Below are 16,035 nucleotides of genomic sequence, written 5' to 3'. Positions count from 1 at the left end.
TTTTCCAAAATCCCCCTTTTGCGGGGATTTTCTAATTGACAAATAGTAACAATTCCTATATAAGATTTATTATTAATTGGATTATGATATGAAACAAAAACTTGAAGATTTCTGTAACCTCTGCAAAGAAAAAGGGTTGAAGGTAACGCCGCAGCGGATTGAGATATATAAAACGCTGCTGGAATCCAAAGAACATCCTTCAGCCGAGATAATTTACGCGGAAATCCACAAGAAATTGCCAAACGTTTCGTTCGACACTGTAAACCGGACACTAAACACACTGGCGGAAATCGGCGCAGCGTTTATTGTCGAGGGCACAGGCGAAGTTCGACGTTTCGATGCCAATTTGGAAAGCCATCAGCATATTAAATGCATAAAATGTAAGAAAATTTTTGACTTTTCGTACAAAAACTTTGAGAATATAAACGTGCCGGAAAATCTCGCAAACAACTTCAAAGTTTTGCGTGCGACTGTTTATATTGAGGGATTGTGTAAATCATGTCAGGAAAATAAAAATAATTAAGGCTTATATATTAGAAAGGTAAAACTATGAATTTAAAAGGAAGCAAAACAGAAAAAAATCTATTAACGGCATTCTCCGGCGAATCACAGGCCCGTAACAGATACACATATTGGGCATCAGCTGCAAAAAAAGAAGGCTTCGAACAAATTTCTGCTATCTTCACTGAAACAGCCGAGCAGGAAAAAGAACATGCAAAAAGACTGTTCAAATTTCTCGAAGGCGGCGAAGTAGAAATCACAGCAGCGTTTCCCGCAGGCGTAATCGGCAAAACAGTTGATAATCTCAAGGCCGCTGCCGAAGGTGAAAATTACGAGACAACAACAATGTATCCTGAATTCGCAAAAATCGCGAAAGAAGAAGGCTTCACAGAAATAGCGGTTGTGTTCAAAAGCATCGCTGTCGCTGAAGCAAGACATCGCGACAGATACCTTGCTCTTGCATCAAACATTGAAAACAATAAAGTTTTCAAACGCGAAAAACCAGTCCGCTGGGTTTGCAGGAACTGTGGTTATGTTCACGAAGGCACATCACCACTGGACAAATGCCCGGCATGTGCTCATCCAATAGCTTATGCGGAAATCGATGCGGAAAATTATTAATCGAGTCTTAAACTTATTTGAGGTGTCTTATGGAAAGAAAAGGTATTGTAACGATGAAGGGCAATCCGATTACGCTTATCGGCAGCGAAGTAAAAGTTGGCGATAAGGCACCGGATTTTGAAGTAACAGCTAACGATTTGTCGAATATTCGTTTAAGTTCGTTCGCCGGGAAAATCTGCGTGATTTGTGCAGTACCTTCTCTTGACACCGGCGTTTGCGACACAATGACGCGTAAGTTTAATCAGGAAGCCGCTTCGCTGGGCGATGACGTCAAAGTTCTGACAATCAGTACGGATTTGCCTTTCGCACAGAAACGCTGGTGCGGCGCGGCCGGCATTAAGAACGTGGTAACATTAAGCGACCACAGGACAGTTTCGTTTGGCCAGGCTTACGGAGTATTGATAAAAGACCTGCGTCTTTTGGCGCGAGCGGTGTTTGTTGTTGACAAAACCGGCGTTATACGGTACGCAGAACTTGTGCCTGAAATCGCGCAGGAGCCAAACTACGCACAGGCTATAAAAACAGTAAAGGAATTAAAATAATGAGATGTGTTACCAAAGATGTATTCGCAGTCGGAGCTATCGACTGGGACAGAAGATTATTCGATGAAATTATTCCGCTGCCGGACGGAACAAGTTACAACGCATATTTAATTAAAGGCAGTGAAAAAACTGCGTTGATTGAAACCGTTGACCCGCCGAAATGCAATGAGCTTTTGACGAATCTTGCTGAACTTGGCGTTAAAAAAATTGATTATGTTATCGCCAATCACGCCGAGCAGGACCATTCCGGTTCGTTGCCGAATATTTTGCAGCTTTTTCCGGATGCCAAACTTGTTACTAATAGCAAATGCAAAGGAATGTTGATTGACCTGCTCGAAATCGAAGAAGATAAATTCTTTGTCGTAGAAGATGGTCAGGAAATTTCGCTCGGCAATAAAACGCTGAAATTTCTTTTAACGCCGTGGGTTCACTGGCCGGAAACAATGTCAACTTATCTACCGGAGGACAAAATTCTGTTCTCGTGCGATTTCTTCGGCTCACATCTTGCGACATCTGAATTGTTCGCAACCGATATGGAAAAAGTTATCGAGTGCAACAAGCGTTACTACGCGGAAATTATGATGCCGTTCAGGAGCATAATCTCGAAAAATATCGAAAAGGTTCAGGCACTTGATTTAAAGATTATCGCACCGAGTCACGGCCCGTTATATAACAATCCGCAATTCATTATCGACGCATACAAAGAGTGGATAGATGACAGCAAGGTAGCAAATAAAGTCATCGTTGCTTATGTCTCAATGCACGAAAGCACAAAACTGATGGTCGAACATCTTGTTGACGCACTTATGAATCGCGGCATCAGCGTTCAGCAGTTTAATCTTGTCGGCGCGGATATTGGCGAATTAGCTATTGAAACTGTTGACGCAGCGGGTATAGTGCTTGCTTCGCCGACGTTTTTGACCGGTTTGCATCCGGCGGCGGCTTACGCGGCGTTTCTGGTAAACGCGCTTCGTCCGAAAACAAAATATCTGGCATTTTTAGGCTCTTTCAGTTGGGGCGGCAAAATTGTCGAACAGTTGAAGCAGATGGTTCCCAACACAAAGGCTGAATTATTCGAGCCTGTGCTGGTAAAAGGGCTGCCAAAAGAACAGGATTTCAAAAAGATCGACGAACTGGCGGAAAAGATTGCTGAAAAACACAAGGAACTGATAAGGAAATAAAACAAAAAATGCTCGAAAGAATCAACAGGGCTTATAAACAGATAGCAAGAGCAACAACTGCGCTCGGACGCAGAGTCAATATAATGGAAGTTTGCGGTACACATACCGTAAGCATTTTTCGGGCAGGGCTTCGGGACGCGTTTCCGGAAGGTTTGAAACTTTTAAGCGGGCCGGGCTGTCCTGTCTGCATCACAGACCACGGCTACATCGACACCGTAATCGAGCTGGCCGACAGAGACGACTGCATTATCGCAACCTACGGCGATATGATTCGTGTGCCCGGCAGAAAAGGTTCGCTTGAGCAGCGAACATCCAAAGGCAATATTAAAGTTATGTTGAGTGCCGAAGATGTACTGAAACTCGCCAAAGAAAACCCGGCTAAAAAAATTGTTTTCGTTGCGGTAGGTTTCGAGACAACCGCACCGGCGACAGCCGTTATCGTAAACGAAGCGCATCAGCAGAACATCAAAAATCTTTTCGTATTCAGCAATCATAAACTTGTAATCCCTGCGATAAGAGCGCTGCTTTCGGAGGTGAACAATAACATCGACGCGTTTCTTTGTCCCGGCCATGTCAGCGTAATAATCGGTTCTGATGCGTATAAGCCGATTGTCGAGGAATATAAAAAGCCGTGCGTTGTCGCGGGTTTTGAACCGATGCAGATAATCGACGGTATCGCGGAAATTTGCAAACAGCTTGCCGATGCCGCGCCAGCAGTTTCATCGGTATATCCTGCCGCGGTAAGCAAACATGGAAACAAAACCGCGCAGAAAATCGTTGACGAAGTGTTCGATGCTGCCGACGGTTACTGGCGGGGACTGGGCGTCATCAAACAAAGCACATTAAAACTCAAAGACAAATTCAGCAGTTTCGACGCTGAAAAACAATTAAACATAAATTGCATACCGGAAGAAGACCTGACAGGATGCAGGTGCGGCGAAGTTCTGTGCGGACTTATCGACCCGCCGCAGTGCGCTATGTTCACAAGCCAATGCACTCCGGACAAACCGGTCGGCCCGTGTATGGTCAGCAGCGAAGGCGCGTGCGCAGCGTGGTTCAAGTACGGCCGAAGGAGAAGGCACAGACAATGAGCGGAGAAAAAATTCTACTTGCTCACGGCGGCGGCGGCAGAATGACCGACGAACTTATCCGCAATGTGATACTTTCCGCTTTTGGAAATTCCACTCTCAATAAACTCACAGATTCAGCCGAACTTCAAACCAATCAAAACAATATTTGCTTCACTACCGACGGCTTCGTAGTCAAACCGCTTTTCTTCAACGGCGGCGATATCGGTAAATTGTCAATCTGCGGCACAATAAACGACCTTGCAGTCAGCGGCGCAAAACCGATTGCGTTGAGTATGTCGCTTATTATCGAAGAAGGATTTGAAATTGAAGTTTTGCGACAGATTATGAATAGTGTCGCCAAAACAATCAAAGAAGAAAACGTGAAAATTGTCTGCGGCGATACAAAAGTAGTCGAAGCAGGCGCGGCTGACAAACTTTTCATTACAACTTCAGGCATCGGATTGAAACTGCCGAAAGCGAAAATGGGTTTTGAAAGAATTTCCGCCGGCGATAAAATTATCGTAAGCGGAACTCTCGGCGATCACGGTATGACGATAATGTCGCACAGAGAAGGAATGAAATTTGAAACGGAAATTCAAAGCGACTGCGGCTCGGTCGCTGAAATTTGTGAAAAGATAATTGACTCACTGGGTGAAAATATAAAATTTATGCGCGACCCGACACGCGGCGGTCTGGCGGCAACACTAAACGAAATCTCCAATCAAACGAACTACGGCATTGAAATAGATGAAAACACTATACCGGTTCATCCATCAACACGCGCGGCAGCGGACATGCTGGGCTTTGATATTTTGGATATCGCAAACGAAGGAAAAGTTGTTATCGTTATTTCGGCCGAGCGGGCTGACGAATGCCTGCAAATCTGCAAACAATGCAAAAATGGAAAAGACGCAGCTATAATCGGACAGGTCATTAAAACTGACGAGCCGATTGTCGAACTGATTACAAAAATCGGAGCAAGAAGAATTGTACAAATGCCGTCAGGCAGAGAATTGCCGAGGATTTGCTGATGCACGAGGCGATGGTTGCGGAAAGTATTATCGATTCGATTCTCTCGCAGGTTCCAAACAAACACGGCAGAGTCATTCGCGTCGTTATAAGCTGCGGACAGATAAACGCGATAAACGACGAGGCTATGAAATTCGCATTTGACATCGCAGCCGAGGAAACAATTTGCAAAGACGCGAAACTAAAAATCAAACACATACCGCTAAAAGCGACCTGCGAAAACTGTAGTAAAAAATTTAATTATGATTTGTATGACCCATGCTGCCCGAAGTGCAGCAAAAACGATATTAAAATCGGCGAAGATGCGCCGCTGTTACTTGAAGAAATTGAGTTCGAGGAAAACTGATGAAAATTAAATTAGCACAAAAAATACTGGCAAAGAATGATGATTACGCCTCGGCGAACAGAAAATTTTTCAAACGAAACAATATTCTGTGCATTAATATGATTTCATCTCCGGGCAGCGGGAAAACAACAATTCTCGAACAGACCGCAAAGGCTCTGAAGAAAAAAATTAAAATAGCGGTCATCGAGGGCGACCTTTACACTGAGCGCGACGCCGAGAGAATCCGCAAGACAGGTTTACAGGCTATTCAGATTGAAACCAAAGGCGCCTGCCACTTAAACGCAGACCAAATCACAAAGGCCGTGCATAAGTTAGATACTGAAAACCTCGATGTGCTGGTAATTGAAAACGTCGGCAATCTCGTGTGCCCGTCGGACTTCGATTTGGGCGAGATTGCGCGCGTGGTCGTGCTCTCGACAACAGAGGGCGACGACAAATGCGTAAAATATCCCGGCTCATTCGCAAAGGCCGATGTTCTGCTGATTAATAAAATCGACCTGGCAAAACATCTGGATTTCAGTATCGCCAAAGCCAAACGCGACGCACGAAAATTAAATAAACATTTGAAAATTTTCGAGATTTCGGCTAAAACATTAGCCGGTTTGGACAAATGGTTTAATTGGCTCATTATGTTTAGCGGCCGCCGCGCGAGGCGGCCTAAATAAGGATTAATATGGATTCTTTTCAGTATAAAAAAGGCAAACTGTTGGCCGAAGATGTTGACGTTGAGAAAATCGCTAAAGCCGTCGGCACACCTGCATACATTTACAGCAAAGCGACAATACTCGACCACTTCAATAAAATCAAAAAAGCGTTCTCCGCTCTCGACACGACGATTTGTTATTCTGTCAAGGCGTGCGGAAATATCAATATTTTGAAAATGCTCGCAAAGGCCGGCAGCGGTTTTGATATCGTCAGCGGCGGCGAACTTTTCCGCGCAAAACAAACTGACGTCAATATGAAAAAAATCGTCTTCGCAGGCGCAGGCAAAACCGATGAGGAAATCACCGCGGCATTGAAAGCCGGCATCGGTTATTTCAATATTGAATCCGAAGCCGAACTGGAAAATCTTATCGGCCTGGCGAAAAAAGTCGGCAAAAAAACAAAGGCCGCTCTGCGTGTCAATCCTGATGTTGACCCGAAGACACATAAATTTATCACAACCGGCAAAAAAGAAACTAAATTCGGCGTGGATATCGAACGTGCTGAAAAAGTTTTCGCGCAATATGGCAAAAATCAATATGTAAACCTTTGCGCAATTCACGTGCATCTGGGCTCCGGTGGAAAAACTATTGACCCATATTGCGAAGCGATTAAAAAAATCCTGCCGCTGATTGATTCGCTGCGCAGCAAAGGTTTTGCAATTGAAATGCTCGACCTGGGCGGCGGATATGGCGCAGCGTATCAAAGCGACAGCGTACCGGGCGCAGCCGATTACGCAAAGGGCATTGTCCCGCTGCTGCGCGGCAAAAACCTTAAACTCGTTCTCGAACCGGGAAAAAGCATTATCGCAAACGCCGCAATTCTGCTTACGAAAGTTTTATATCTCAAACAGGGCGGCAATAAAAAATTCGTTATCGTTGACGCCGGTATGAACGATTTAATCAGACCGTGTCTGTATGATGCGTTCCATTTTATCTGGCCGGCAAAAGTTACAAAAGAATTTACCGCTGTGAAACGTACTGAAAAACTGAATATCAAAAAGCTTGAGTTTGTCGATGTTGTCGGACCGATTTGCGAAGGCGCAGACTTCTTCGCAAAAGACAGGGCATTGCCTCCTGTCAAACGCGGCGATTTAATCGCGGTTTTCACAGCCGGCGCGTACGGCCATACAATGTCGAGCAATTACAACGCCCGGCCGTTATTACCTGAAGTGCTGGTTGACGGCAAAAAATTCACCGTCATCCGCAAACGCCAAAGCTATAAAGATTTGATTGCGTTGGAAAAGTAAATTACCCCTTGACGCAAATCAGGGGAGTTAATCTTGCGACTTTTTTTGCGAGGCCAGCGTTGGCAGTCGCCTCGACAACAGCGCTTACATTCTTATAAGCACCAGGGGCCTCCTCTGCGAGGCCCCGCATTGAGCGGGATTTGATAATGATTTTTCTTTGCGCAAGGTCTTTGACAATCTGATTGCCCTGATATTTTTTTGTTGCCGCTGTTCTGCTCATACTTCGCCCCGCGCCGTGGCAGGCGGAACTGAACGCTAAGTTCTCGCTCTCGGTTGTACCTGCTAATATATATGAAGCCGTTCCCATACTTCCGCCGATAAGAACGGGCTGGCCGAACGGTTTATATCTGGCTGGCAAATCACTGCTTCCGGGTCCGAACGACCGCGTTGCGCCTTTGCGGTGAATCAGCAGTTCTTTCATTTTGCCGTCAACTTCGTGTGCTTCTATTTTAGCAGTGTTATGACTTACATCGTAAAGCATTTTCAATTCTGCCTTCGGAAAAATCTTCGCAAAAGTTTTGCGAACAAGAGCAGTAAGAATTTGTCTGTTTGCAAGCGCGCAATTTATTCCTGCCCGCATCGCGCCCAGATAATCCTGACCAAGCGGACTATTTATCGGCACAGACGCAAGCTCCCTATCCGGCAATTCGATTCCATATTTCGGCGCATCGTTCGCCATTTGCCGCAGATAGTCAGTTCCAATTTGATGACCCAGCCCGCGCGAGCCGCAGTGAATGCTTATAAGCAAATCACCTTTTTTTATTCCGAAACCTTCGGCAATTTGTGTGTCATAAATTTCAGCAACGCGCTGCATTTCGAGATAATGATTTCCGCTGCCGAGCGTTCCCATCTCATCACGCTGCCTGCGTTTTGCATCGGCTGAAACTTTAGCAGGATTCGCGCCTTTGATAACACCGTGTTCTTCGATGTAGTCGAGGTCTTCTTTTGTGCCGAAGCCTCGTTCGACAGCCCACACCGCGCCGCCCGCGAGCATATTATCCATCGCTTCATTTGTCAGCGATATCGTGCCGGTACTTCCGACGCCCGCTGGAATATCGCGGAACAACGCATCGGCAAGTTTTTCTTTATTGCTTTTAATATCGTCGAGTGTCAAACCGGTATGAAATGTCCGCACACCGCAGGAAATATCGAACCCGACGCCGCCGCCTGAAATCACGCCGCCCGCGTCCGGGTCGAACGCCGCGACTCCGCCGATGCAAAAACCATAACCCATGTGCGCATCGGGCATCGCGAACGACGCCTTGACAATGCCCGGCAGCGCAGCGACATTGCAAACCTGCGACATTGTTTTTTCGTCGATGTCGTTTATCAAATTATGGTCGGCGAAAATCACACCCGGCACAGTCATTCTGCCGAAAGGCTCAATCCGCCAGCAATATTCCGAAACACGTTTTAATTCAGGCTTCGCCATATACCACCAAAATTAACCACGAATTAACACGAATATACACAAATTATTTATACATCTATAACGCATTGACAAATCCATTTGCCATTTTCGTTTTTTACGCATAACTGATTGAGAGTTACTGCCTTGGATTCGACAGCAGGAGAGTGCCTTCCGAAATTGACTTTCTCACCCCACGCAACAGCAGAAAGTTTTAAGCTATCGATTTTGACTTCATATTTGCTGAACAGCATTTTGCGAACGTCCATCTCGAAAATAATTTTGCTCATCCACTTGAAAAACAAATCCTCTTCATCTTCGCCGAGACATTCTATATTCACAGACTGCGCAGGGATTACCGCTGAAGGGTCAGTAACGATTGCGGTAAGTCCGACGGCAGCATCTTCAAACGCACCGCCCAAACTGTCGGCCTGTGCTCTTATGCCGATATCGGATTGATGTGCAAAATGTTCCCACATATTAATTAGTAACGATAGCGTTCCGGCTTAAACGGACCATCGACCGGAATGCCGAGATACTTCGCCTGCTCCGGCGTAAGTTTCGTCAGACAAACACTTAATCTGCCAAGGTGCAGTCTTGCGACTTCCTCATCGAGATGCTTGGGCAGCGTATAAACTTTGTTCTCGAGGCCGCCTTTTGCGAGCATTATCTGTGCAAGACTCTGATTTGTGAAGCTGTTGCTCATTACGAAACTCGGATGACCTGTCGCGCAGCCGAGATTTACAAGTCTGCCCTCGGCCAAAACGATAATCGACCTGCCGGACTGAAGCGTCCACTTGTCAACCTGCGGCTTGATAACGTCGCGTTTGCAGTTTTTGTTCTTTTCAAGATATGACATTTCTATTTCGTGGTCGAAGTGTCCGATGTTGCAGACAATCGCTTCGTTTTTCATTTTTTCCATGTGCTCGCCGCGGATAACATTGCAGCAGCCGGTAGCACTTACGAAAATATCGGCCTGCTCGACGACCTGCTCGAGTCTTTTAACTTCGTAACCTTCCATTGATGCCTGCAAAGCGCAAATCGGGTCGATTTCAGTAATGATAACTCTCGCACCAAATCCACGCATCGACTGGGCACAGCCCTTGCCGACGTCACCATAACCGCAAACGACAACGCATTTGCCGGCAACCATAATATCAGTAGCGCGTTTCAAACCATCGGCCAGCGATTCACGACAGCCGTAAAGATTATCGAATTTGGATTTCGTAACGGAGTCATTAACATTGATAGCCGGGAACAAAAGAGAACCGTCGTTCTGCATCTGATAAAGTCTGCCGACGCCGGTGGTTGTTTCTTCGGAAACGCCTTTGATTGCCTTTGCGATTTTTGTCCAGCGCTGCGGCTTTTCAGCAACGCTCGCTTTCAGGCGACTCATAATAATCTGCATTTCGTGATTATCGCTCGGCTGATTCAAAAGTGATGGGGTTTTCTCTACCTTGACGCCCTGATGAACAAACAGTGTTGCATCGCCGCCGTCATCGACGAGTAAATCTGGTCCGTTTCCATCCGGCCAAATCAGTGCCTGTTCGGTGCACCACCAATATTCCTCAAGCGATTCACCCTTCCAGGCGAAAACAGCAGCAAGACCTTCCTTGGCGATAGCTGCCGCCGCGTGGTCTTGTGTACTGAATATATTGCACGATGCCCAGCGGACTTTGGCGCCGAGTTCAACGAGCGTTTCAATCAGCATTGCTGTCTGGATTGTCATATGAAGCGAACCGCTGATTCGCAGCCCTTTGAGCGGTTTTTCTTTGCCGTATTTTTCACGAAGTGCCATCAAACCCGGCATTTCATTACGGGCAAGGTCGAGTTCTTTCCTGCCCCATTCGGCAAGAGCTATATCTGCTACTTTGTACAGTAAAGACGCGTCATATTTCATAATATCCATTTTTTTACTCCATTTTCTGAATTTTATCGGTGTTAATATAAGGAATAACCCTGCTTTTGGCAAGCAAACAAAAAATTTATCATACCTATTGACAAAACCTCGTTGTTCTGGTATTATATATTAAGATTATGACACTTAAACACAAAAATTATTCGTTTGGTTGGTGGCGACTCGTTGAAAATAGCTAACGAGCAGTGAGCATAGTCTAAATATACAGACATTTTAATATTGAATCATTTCACGGCTTGTTGGCAACAACAAGCCGTTTTTTTTTGTCTATATTTTAAAAATTTGGTTGGTGAGAAAAAAAATGAAAGAACTAAACGAACAAATAAGTCAGGCCGTAACAGGCCAGATAATTCCGCTGGTACGGGAAATTGAGATACCCGAACCGGTCGATTTCTTCGCGAAATTGAGCGATTACGGCCGAAAACAGCATTGCTGCCTTTTGGAATCCAAAGACCATCTCGAACAAAACAAAGGCGAACTGACCTTCGGTACCGCCAATCCGGCACTGTACATCAGCGGCAAAGGCAAAGATTTCCAAATAATCGCCCTAAGCTCCGTCGGCAAAAGAATGATAAAGCATTTCCAAACCGTCGCGCGAGACCGATTTGATTTTGGCCGAAAAATAGACTTCCAGCCCGACCGCATCACCGGCACTCTCGATGTATCCGACGATATAATAGATGAACAGTCCCGCCTGAAATCTGTGAACCAAATGAACGTCATCCGCGCAATAAACTTCGCGTTTATCCTTTCGGGTAATCCTTTCCGTATTACGTGCGGAATGCTCGGTGCGATGAGCTACGACTTTATTGACCAGTTCGAAAAACTGCCCGCCAATAAATCAGCTTTGATTGACGTGCCGGATTATGAGCTTTATTTCGCGGACAATATTTTCCTGATGGAGCACAAAACCGGCAAGGCATACATCGTTGTCAATGCCGTCATAACAAACGATGACAAAAAAGAAATCATCGCTGATGCCCAAAAATGTTTCGATTCATATTTTGCCGCGTTGAAAATGCCGATTCCAAAAATTGAAAAATACACCGGCACTCTGCCCGCGCCGAGCACAGATACCCCATTGGCCGAATATGAAAAAATCGTCGAAACCGCAAAAAAGCACATCATCGACGGCAATATTTTCCAGGTCGTGCCCAGCAGAACAATTATTGAGCCGTGTCCCGATGAACCGCTGGACGTTTACAAGAGACTTCGCAAATTAAATCCTTCGCCGTATATGTTCTATATTAATACACCGAACACTGTTCTAACAGGCGCAAGCCCGGAACTGAATCTTCGAGTAAGCGGCACGGAAAATCGTCAGGTTGAGATTCGTCCGATAGCGGGCACAAAACCGCGAGGCAAAATCAAAGGCAAAGTTGACCCCGACACCGATTTCAGATACGAAGCGGAATTGAAACTCGACCGCAAGGAACTCGCAGAGCACATGATGCTCGTCGATTTGGCAAGAAATGATATCGCACGAGTCGCGAAAAAAGGTTCGCGCATTGTTACCGAATTACTCACTGTCGAAAAATACGAATCGGTAATGCACCTTGTCAGCAACGTCAAAGGCACGCTCGACGATAATTATGATGCGCTGATTGCGTACCTTGCGACGATGAATATGGGCACGCTCACCGGCGCACCGAAAATAGAAGCGATGAAAATTATTCGCCAACTCGAAAAAAATAAACGCGGCTACTACGGCGGCGCGGTAATGTACCTGACCGTTGACGGCCAATTCGATAGCTGCATAACTATTCGTTCAATGCAGATAAAAAATCACACCGCTTATATCAGAGCCGGCGGCGGAGTCGTTTACGACAGCGTCCCGAAAACAGAATTCGAAGAAACGCAGCACAAAGCAAATTCCTGCCTCCGTGCAGTGCGAGGTAATTAATTATGAATCCCAAAGTATTATTTATTGATAATTTCGATTCGTTCACATACAACCTTGTTGATGACTTCTGCAAAAGAGACTGCGTCGCGAAAGTATACCGCGCAGATACGCCGCTGGAAAAGCTCAAAAAAATCGAACAGGAATTTGAACCCGATTTGCTCATCATCTCGCCAGGCCCCGGTAATCCGTCCAGCGCAGGCGTTACGCTCGAAGCGATTGATTATTTCAAAGACCGCCTTCCGATTTTCGGAGTATGCCTCGGCCATCAGGCAATCGTGCAGTATTTCGGCGGCATTGTCGGCCACGCACCGGAAGTTATGCACGGCAAATCGTCGCGCGTTACGCACAACGAAAAGGGAATCTTCGAAGGCGTTGAAAATCCTTTGCAGGCCGGCAGGTATCACAGTCTTTGCGCAACTAAAATGCCGGATTGCCTGCAAGTTACCGCTGAATATGAGAACATCGTGATGGGTCTTCAGCACAAAGACAAACCAATTTTCGGCGTTCAGTTTCATCCTGAAAGTATTCTCACGCCGGCCGGCGGCAAAATCATACAAAACCTTTTGAACATTGCGTTAAAGACAAGGAGAACTGCGTTATGACAAAAATTACTGAATATCTTGAAATACTCCTCGAAGGCGGCGACTTAAAATACAATCAGGCAAAAGACCTGCTCGACACGATTTTCAAAGGCGACGTCGCCGAGGTTCAGATTGCCGCATTTCTTGCCGCGATGAGAATGAAAAAAGCAACAGCAGGCGAATTCGCCGGCCTTGCTCAATCGCTGCGAAACCACGCGGTAAAAGTTACAACAAAAATTCCAAATTTAATCGACACGTGCGGAACAGGTGGCGCACCACTCAAGACTTTCAATGTCTCGACTGCCGCTGCGCTGGTTGCCGCAGGTGCCGGCGCGTATGTAGCAAAGCACGGCAACCGCAGCATCACGAGCAAATCAGGTTCGGCCGATGTGCTTGAAGCGCTGGGTGTAAAAATAGATTGCACACCGGAAGTCATCACCGAATGTATCGAACATGCACATATCGGTTTCATGTTCGCGCCGATGCACCATCCTGCGATGAAATTCGTACAGCCGATTAGAAAAAGTCTGGACTTCAGAACTGCGTTTAACATTTTAGGTCCGCTGGCAAATCCCGCCGGTGCACAGGCGCAGGTTATGGGCGTGCCGGATGAATCGCTATTGGAAAGAATCGCCGAAACATTTGAAATCCTCGGCGTAAAACGTGCGATGATTGTCCACAGCCACGGTCTGGACGAAATCAGCGTATCGGCTCCGACTAAAGTTGTGGAAATTAAGGACAAAAAAAGGATATCATATAAAATTGTGCCGGATGAATTCGGAATTCAGTCGCCGAAAATGGCCGAGCTTGTCGGCAGTAACGCAGAATACAACGCCGGAATGATAAAAGATATTCTTTTGGGAAAAAATCGCGGACCGGCAAGAGATATGGTGCTTTTAAACGCCGCAGCCGCTATAATGGTGGCAGACCTTGCCGCCGATTTGCATCAGGGTTTCAAAATAGCCGCGCTGTCCGTTGACAACGGTGCAGCGGCAAAGTGTCTGGAAGACCTAATTGAAATTTCGAATGGGAAAAAGCTATGATGGTTCCAAAAGTAAAAATTTGCGGACTCACAAACTTTGAAGATTCTTTATTGGCCGTCCAGCTCGGCGCAGATTTGCTCGGCTTCAATTTTTATCCCCAAAGCCCGCGCTACATCGAGCCAAAAGCCGCTGCGAAAATCATAAAAAAACTGCCTGCGTATGTTGATACTGTCGGTTTGTTTATCAATGAAAGCACAGATTACATCCGCAATACGGCAAGCGATTTGATGCTCACGTGGGTTCAGCTTCACGGCGATGAAAGTCCGGGCTTTTGCGCTTCGCTTGATAATATGTCCGCGATGGTCATAAAAGCCATTCGAATAAAAGACGGCAATGACATCGAATATGCCAGAAATTTCGCGACCGACGCCCTGCTGCTCGATGCGTATCATCCGACGCTTTATGGCGGAACTGGCGAACGCTTCGACTGGAAACTGCTGCCGCAGCTTACAGGTCATAAATTCGGCAGAACGTTTCTCGCAGGCGGAATCACACCCGAAAATGTCATCGAGGCAATCGGACAGGGCTTCTACGGCATCGACATCTGCAGCGGAATCGAAAGCGAGCCAGGCAAAAAAGATCATAAAAAAATGACAGAGCTTTTCAATAAAATCAGAGCCATTATTACAGGCATAGGTGTACAATGAAACAAAACGGACGATTCGGGCAATTCGGCGGTTTTTACGTTCCTGAAGTTTTGATACCCGCACTTGAGGAAATGGAAACGGCCTTTTATAAATTTTACAAAAATGAAAAATTCGTCAAAGAGCTTGACACATTATATAAGGATTACGCAGGCAGGCCGACGCCGCTTTATTACGCGACGCGGTTCAGTGAGCTTGTCGGCTTCAAGGTTTACATCAAACGTGAAGACCTGCTGCACGGTGGCGCACACAAAGTCAATAACTGTCTCGGTCAGGGCTTGCTCGCCAAATATATGGGCAAGACAAAACTGATTGCCGAAACAGGAGCAGGCCAGCACGGTCTTGCGACATCAATGATTGGCGCACTGTTCGGAATGAATACAAAAATTTTTATGGGCGCGATTGATATTGAACGCCAAAGCGTAAACGTACACAAGATGAGACTCTGCGGCGCGGAAGTCATCTCCGTCAAAGGCGGCACGGAAACTTTAAAAGACGCAATCAACGAAGCGCTCCGCTACTGGACAGCGAACGTTGCTGATACATTTTACCTGTTCGGAACAGCCTGCGGGCCGCATCCGTATCCGGTCATTGTCAGACATTTTCAGTCGTGCATCGGAACAGAATCGCGTCAGCAGTGCCTTGAGAAAATCGGCAAACTGCCGGATATCGTTACCGCATGTGTCGGCGGCGGAAGCAATGCGATTGGAATCTTCAGCGCGTTTCTTGAAGATAAAAAAGTAAAACTCGTCGGCGTCGAACCCGCAGGCAAAGGCATCGAAACCGGCAAACACGCCGCACCGCTCAACGCAGGCAATGTCGGCATTCTGCACGGAACGAAAATGTATCTGATGCAAAACAAGGAAGGCCAGATTCTCGACACCGAATCGGTTTCCGCGGGATTGGATTACCCCGGCGTAGGTCCCGAACATTGTTACTTGAAAGATACCGGCAGAGCAAATTATGTCGCTATGAAAGATGAAGATGTTTTGAAAATTTTTGATATTTTCACAAAGTGTGAAGGAATTTTGCCGGCATTAGAAAGCTCACATTCATTAGCGTGGGTTTATAATCAGAAAGGCAAACTGCCGAAAGACACAACTGTCGTCGTAAATCTTTCCGGTCGCGGCGACAAAGACGTTGACATAGTAGAAAGAAATAAAATTAAATAAATTCTCTGTGGTCTCTGCTGAAGCGGAGCGGAAGCCCCTGTATCTTCAGGATTTTGTTACCTTGAAAACAAAATCAGAAGGGGTGAGCTTTGTGGCTAAAAATAAAAATTAAAACTCTGTGGCAA

17 protein-coding genes are annotated in these 16,035 nt (G+C 46.2%); 14 read left to right on the top strand and 3 right to left on the bottom strand.

Translation table 11 applies throughout. From position 1 onward, the window contains the following. Window positions 1-88 precede the first annotated feature (88 nt). Genes LLF92_02015 through lysA form a run of 9 tightly spaced genes read left to right on the top strand, consistent with a single transcriptional unit; the run spans window position 89 to window position 7,241 of the window. Window positions 89-523: a transcriptional repressor gene (locus LLF92_02015; GenBank protein MCE5339892.1), complete on the top strand. Its 435-nt coding sequence runs from the start codon at window positions 89-91 to the stop codon at window positions 521-523. 26 nt (window positions 524-549) lie between these two features. Next, window positions 550-1,122: a rubrerythrin family protein gene (locus tag LLF92_02010; GenBank protein MCE5339891.1), complete on the top strand. Its 573-nt coding sequence runs from the start codon at window positions 550-552 to the stop codon at window positions 1,120-1,122. A 29-nt stretch (window positions 1,123-1,151) separates the two neighbouring features. Beyond that, window positions 1,152-1,664 (top strand): thiol peroxidase, encoded by a 513-nt coding sequence (gene tpx / locus LLF92_02005; GenBank protein ID MCE5339890.1) that lies wholly within the window; start codon window positions 1,152-1,154, stop codon window positions 1,662-1,664. Next, a complete protein-coding gene (locus tag LLF92_02000; protein ID MCE5339889.1) occupies window positions 1,664-2,845 on the top strand; it encodes an FprA family A-type flavoprotein in 1,182 nt (393 codons plus the stop codon). The genes tpx and LLF92_02000 overlap by 1 nt, the downstream gene beginning before the upstream one ends. Before the next feature lie 8 nt (window positions 2,846-2,853). Beyond that, on the top strand, window positions 2,854-3,936 hold the full coding sequence (hypD, locus tag LLF92_01995) for a hydrogenase formation protein HypD (GenBank protein ID MCE5339888.1): 1,083 nt from the start codon (window positions 2,854-2,856) through the stop codon (window positions 3,934-3,936). Continuing rightward, a complete protein-coding gene (gene hypE / locus LLF92_01990; protein MCE5339887.1) occupies window positions 3,933-4,946 on the top strand; it encodes a hydrogenase expression/formation protein HypE in 1,014 nt (337 codons plus the stop codon). The genes hypD and hypE overlap by 4 nt, the downstream gene beginning before the upstream one ends. Next, window positions 4,946-5,290: a hydrogenase maturation nickel metallochaperone HypA gene (locus tag LLF92_01985; GenBank protein ID MCE5339886.1), complete on the top strand. Its 345-nt coding sequence runs from the start codon at window positions 4,946-4,948 to the stop codon at window positions 5,288-5,290. Before hypE ends, LLF92_01985 begins: the two co-directional genes overlap by 1 nt. Continuing rightward, window positions 5,290-5,955, top strand: coding sequence for a hydrogenase nickel incorporation protein HypB (hypB, locus tag LLF92_01980; protein MCE5339885.1), 666 nt, complete (start codon window positions 5,290-5,292; stop codon window positions 5,953-5,955). The genes LLF92_01985 and hypB overlap by 1 nt, the downstream gene beginning before the upstream one ends. An 8-nt stretch (window positions 5,956-5,963) precedes the next feature. Next, window positions 5,964-7,241, top strand: a complete 1,278-nt coding sequence (lysA, locus tag LLF92_01975) for a diaminopimelate decarboxylase (GenBank protein MCE5339884.1) — start codon at window positions 5,964-5,966, stop codon at window positions 7,239-7,241. Between the two features lies 1 nt (window position 7,242). On the opposite strand, the gene LLF92_01970 is transcribed toward lysA, so the two are convergent. The 3 genes from LLF92_01970 to ahcY are packed head-to-tail and all read right to left on the bottom strand — an operon-like array spanning window position 7,243 to window position 10,558. Further along, window positions 7,243-8,673, bottom strand: coding sequence for an RtcB family protein (locus LLF92_01970; protein ID MCE5339883.1), 1,431 nt, complete (start codon window positions 8,671-8,673; stop codon window positions 7,243-7,245). A gap of 47 nt (window positions 8,674-8,720) precedes the next feature. Beyond that, a complete protein-coding gene (locus LLF92_01965; protein MCE5339882.1) occupies window positions 8,721-9,128 on the bottom strand; it encodes an archease in 408 nt (135 codons plus the stop codon). Window positions 9,129-9,133: 5 nt separating this feature from the next. Beyond that, window positions 9,134-10,558 carry an adenosylhomocysteinase gene (gene ahcY, locus LLF92_01960; GenBank protein MCE5339881.1) on the bottom strand — a complete coding sequence of 475 codons (1,425 nt, stop codon included), beginning with the start codon at window positions 10,556-10,558 and terminating at the stop codon, window positions 9,134-9,136. Between the two features lie 310 nt (window positions 10,559-10,868). On the opposite strand from ahcY, the gene LLF92_01955 reads away from it, so the two are divergent. From LLF92_01955 to trpB, 5 genes are read left to right on the top strand one after another with little or no spacing between them, the layout of a single operon-like run. After that, window positions 10,869-12,470, top strand: coding sequence for an anthranilate synthase component 1 (locus LLF92_01955; protein MCE5339880.1), 1,602 nt, complete (start codon window positions 10,869-10,871; stop codon window positions 12,468-12,470). 2 nt (window positions 12,471-12,472) lie between these two features. Next, on the top strand, window positions 12,473-13,072 hold the full coding sequence (locus LLF92_01950; GenBank protein MCE5339879.1) for an aminodeoxychorismate/anthranilate synthase component II: 600 nt from the start codon (window positions 12,473-12,475) through the stop codon (window positions 13,070-13,072). Next, window positions 13,069-14,094, top strand: a complete 1,026-nt coding sequence (gene trpD / locus LLF92_01945) for an anthranilate phosphoribosyltransferase (GenBank protein ID MCE5339878.1) — start codon at window positions 13,069-13,071, stop codon at window positions 14,092-14,094. The genes LLF92_01950 and trpD overlap by 4 nt, the downstream gene beginning before the upstream one ends. Further along, window positions 14,091-14,741 carry a phosphoribosylanthranilate isomerase gene (locus LLF92_01940; GenBank protein MCE5339877.1) on the top strand — a complete coding sequence of 217 codons (651 nt, stop codon included), beginning with the start codon at window positions 14,091-14,093 and terminating at the stop codon, window positions 14,739-14,741. Before trpD ends, LLF92_01940 begins: the two co-directional genes overlap by 4 nt. Continuing rightward, the gene (gene trpB / locus LLF92_01935) at window positions 14,738-15,910 is read left to right on the top strand and encodes a tryptophan synthase subunit beta (protein ID MCE5339876.1); all 1,173 of its coding nucleotides are present in this window, start codon (window positions 14,738-14,740) and stop codon (window positions 15,908-15,910) included. The genes LLF92_01940 and trpB overlap by 4 nt, the downstream gene beginning before the upstream one ends. Window positions 15,911-16,035: the final 125 nt, after the last annotated feature.

It is taken from the genome of Planctomycetaceae bacterium (genome assembly GCA_021371795.1).
Classification (GTDB): domain Bacteria; phylum Planctomycetota; class Phycisphaerae; order Sedimentisphaerales; family UBA12454; genus UBA12454.
The sequence above is the reverse complement of the archived record's forward strand: the minus strand, read 5'-3'. Positions and strand labels throughout refer to the sequence as shown.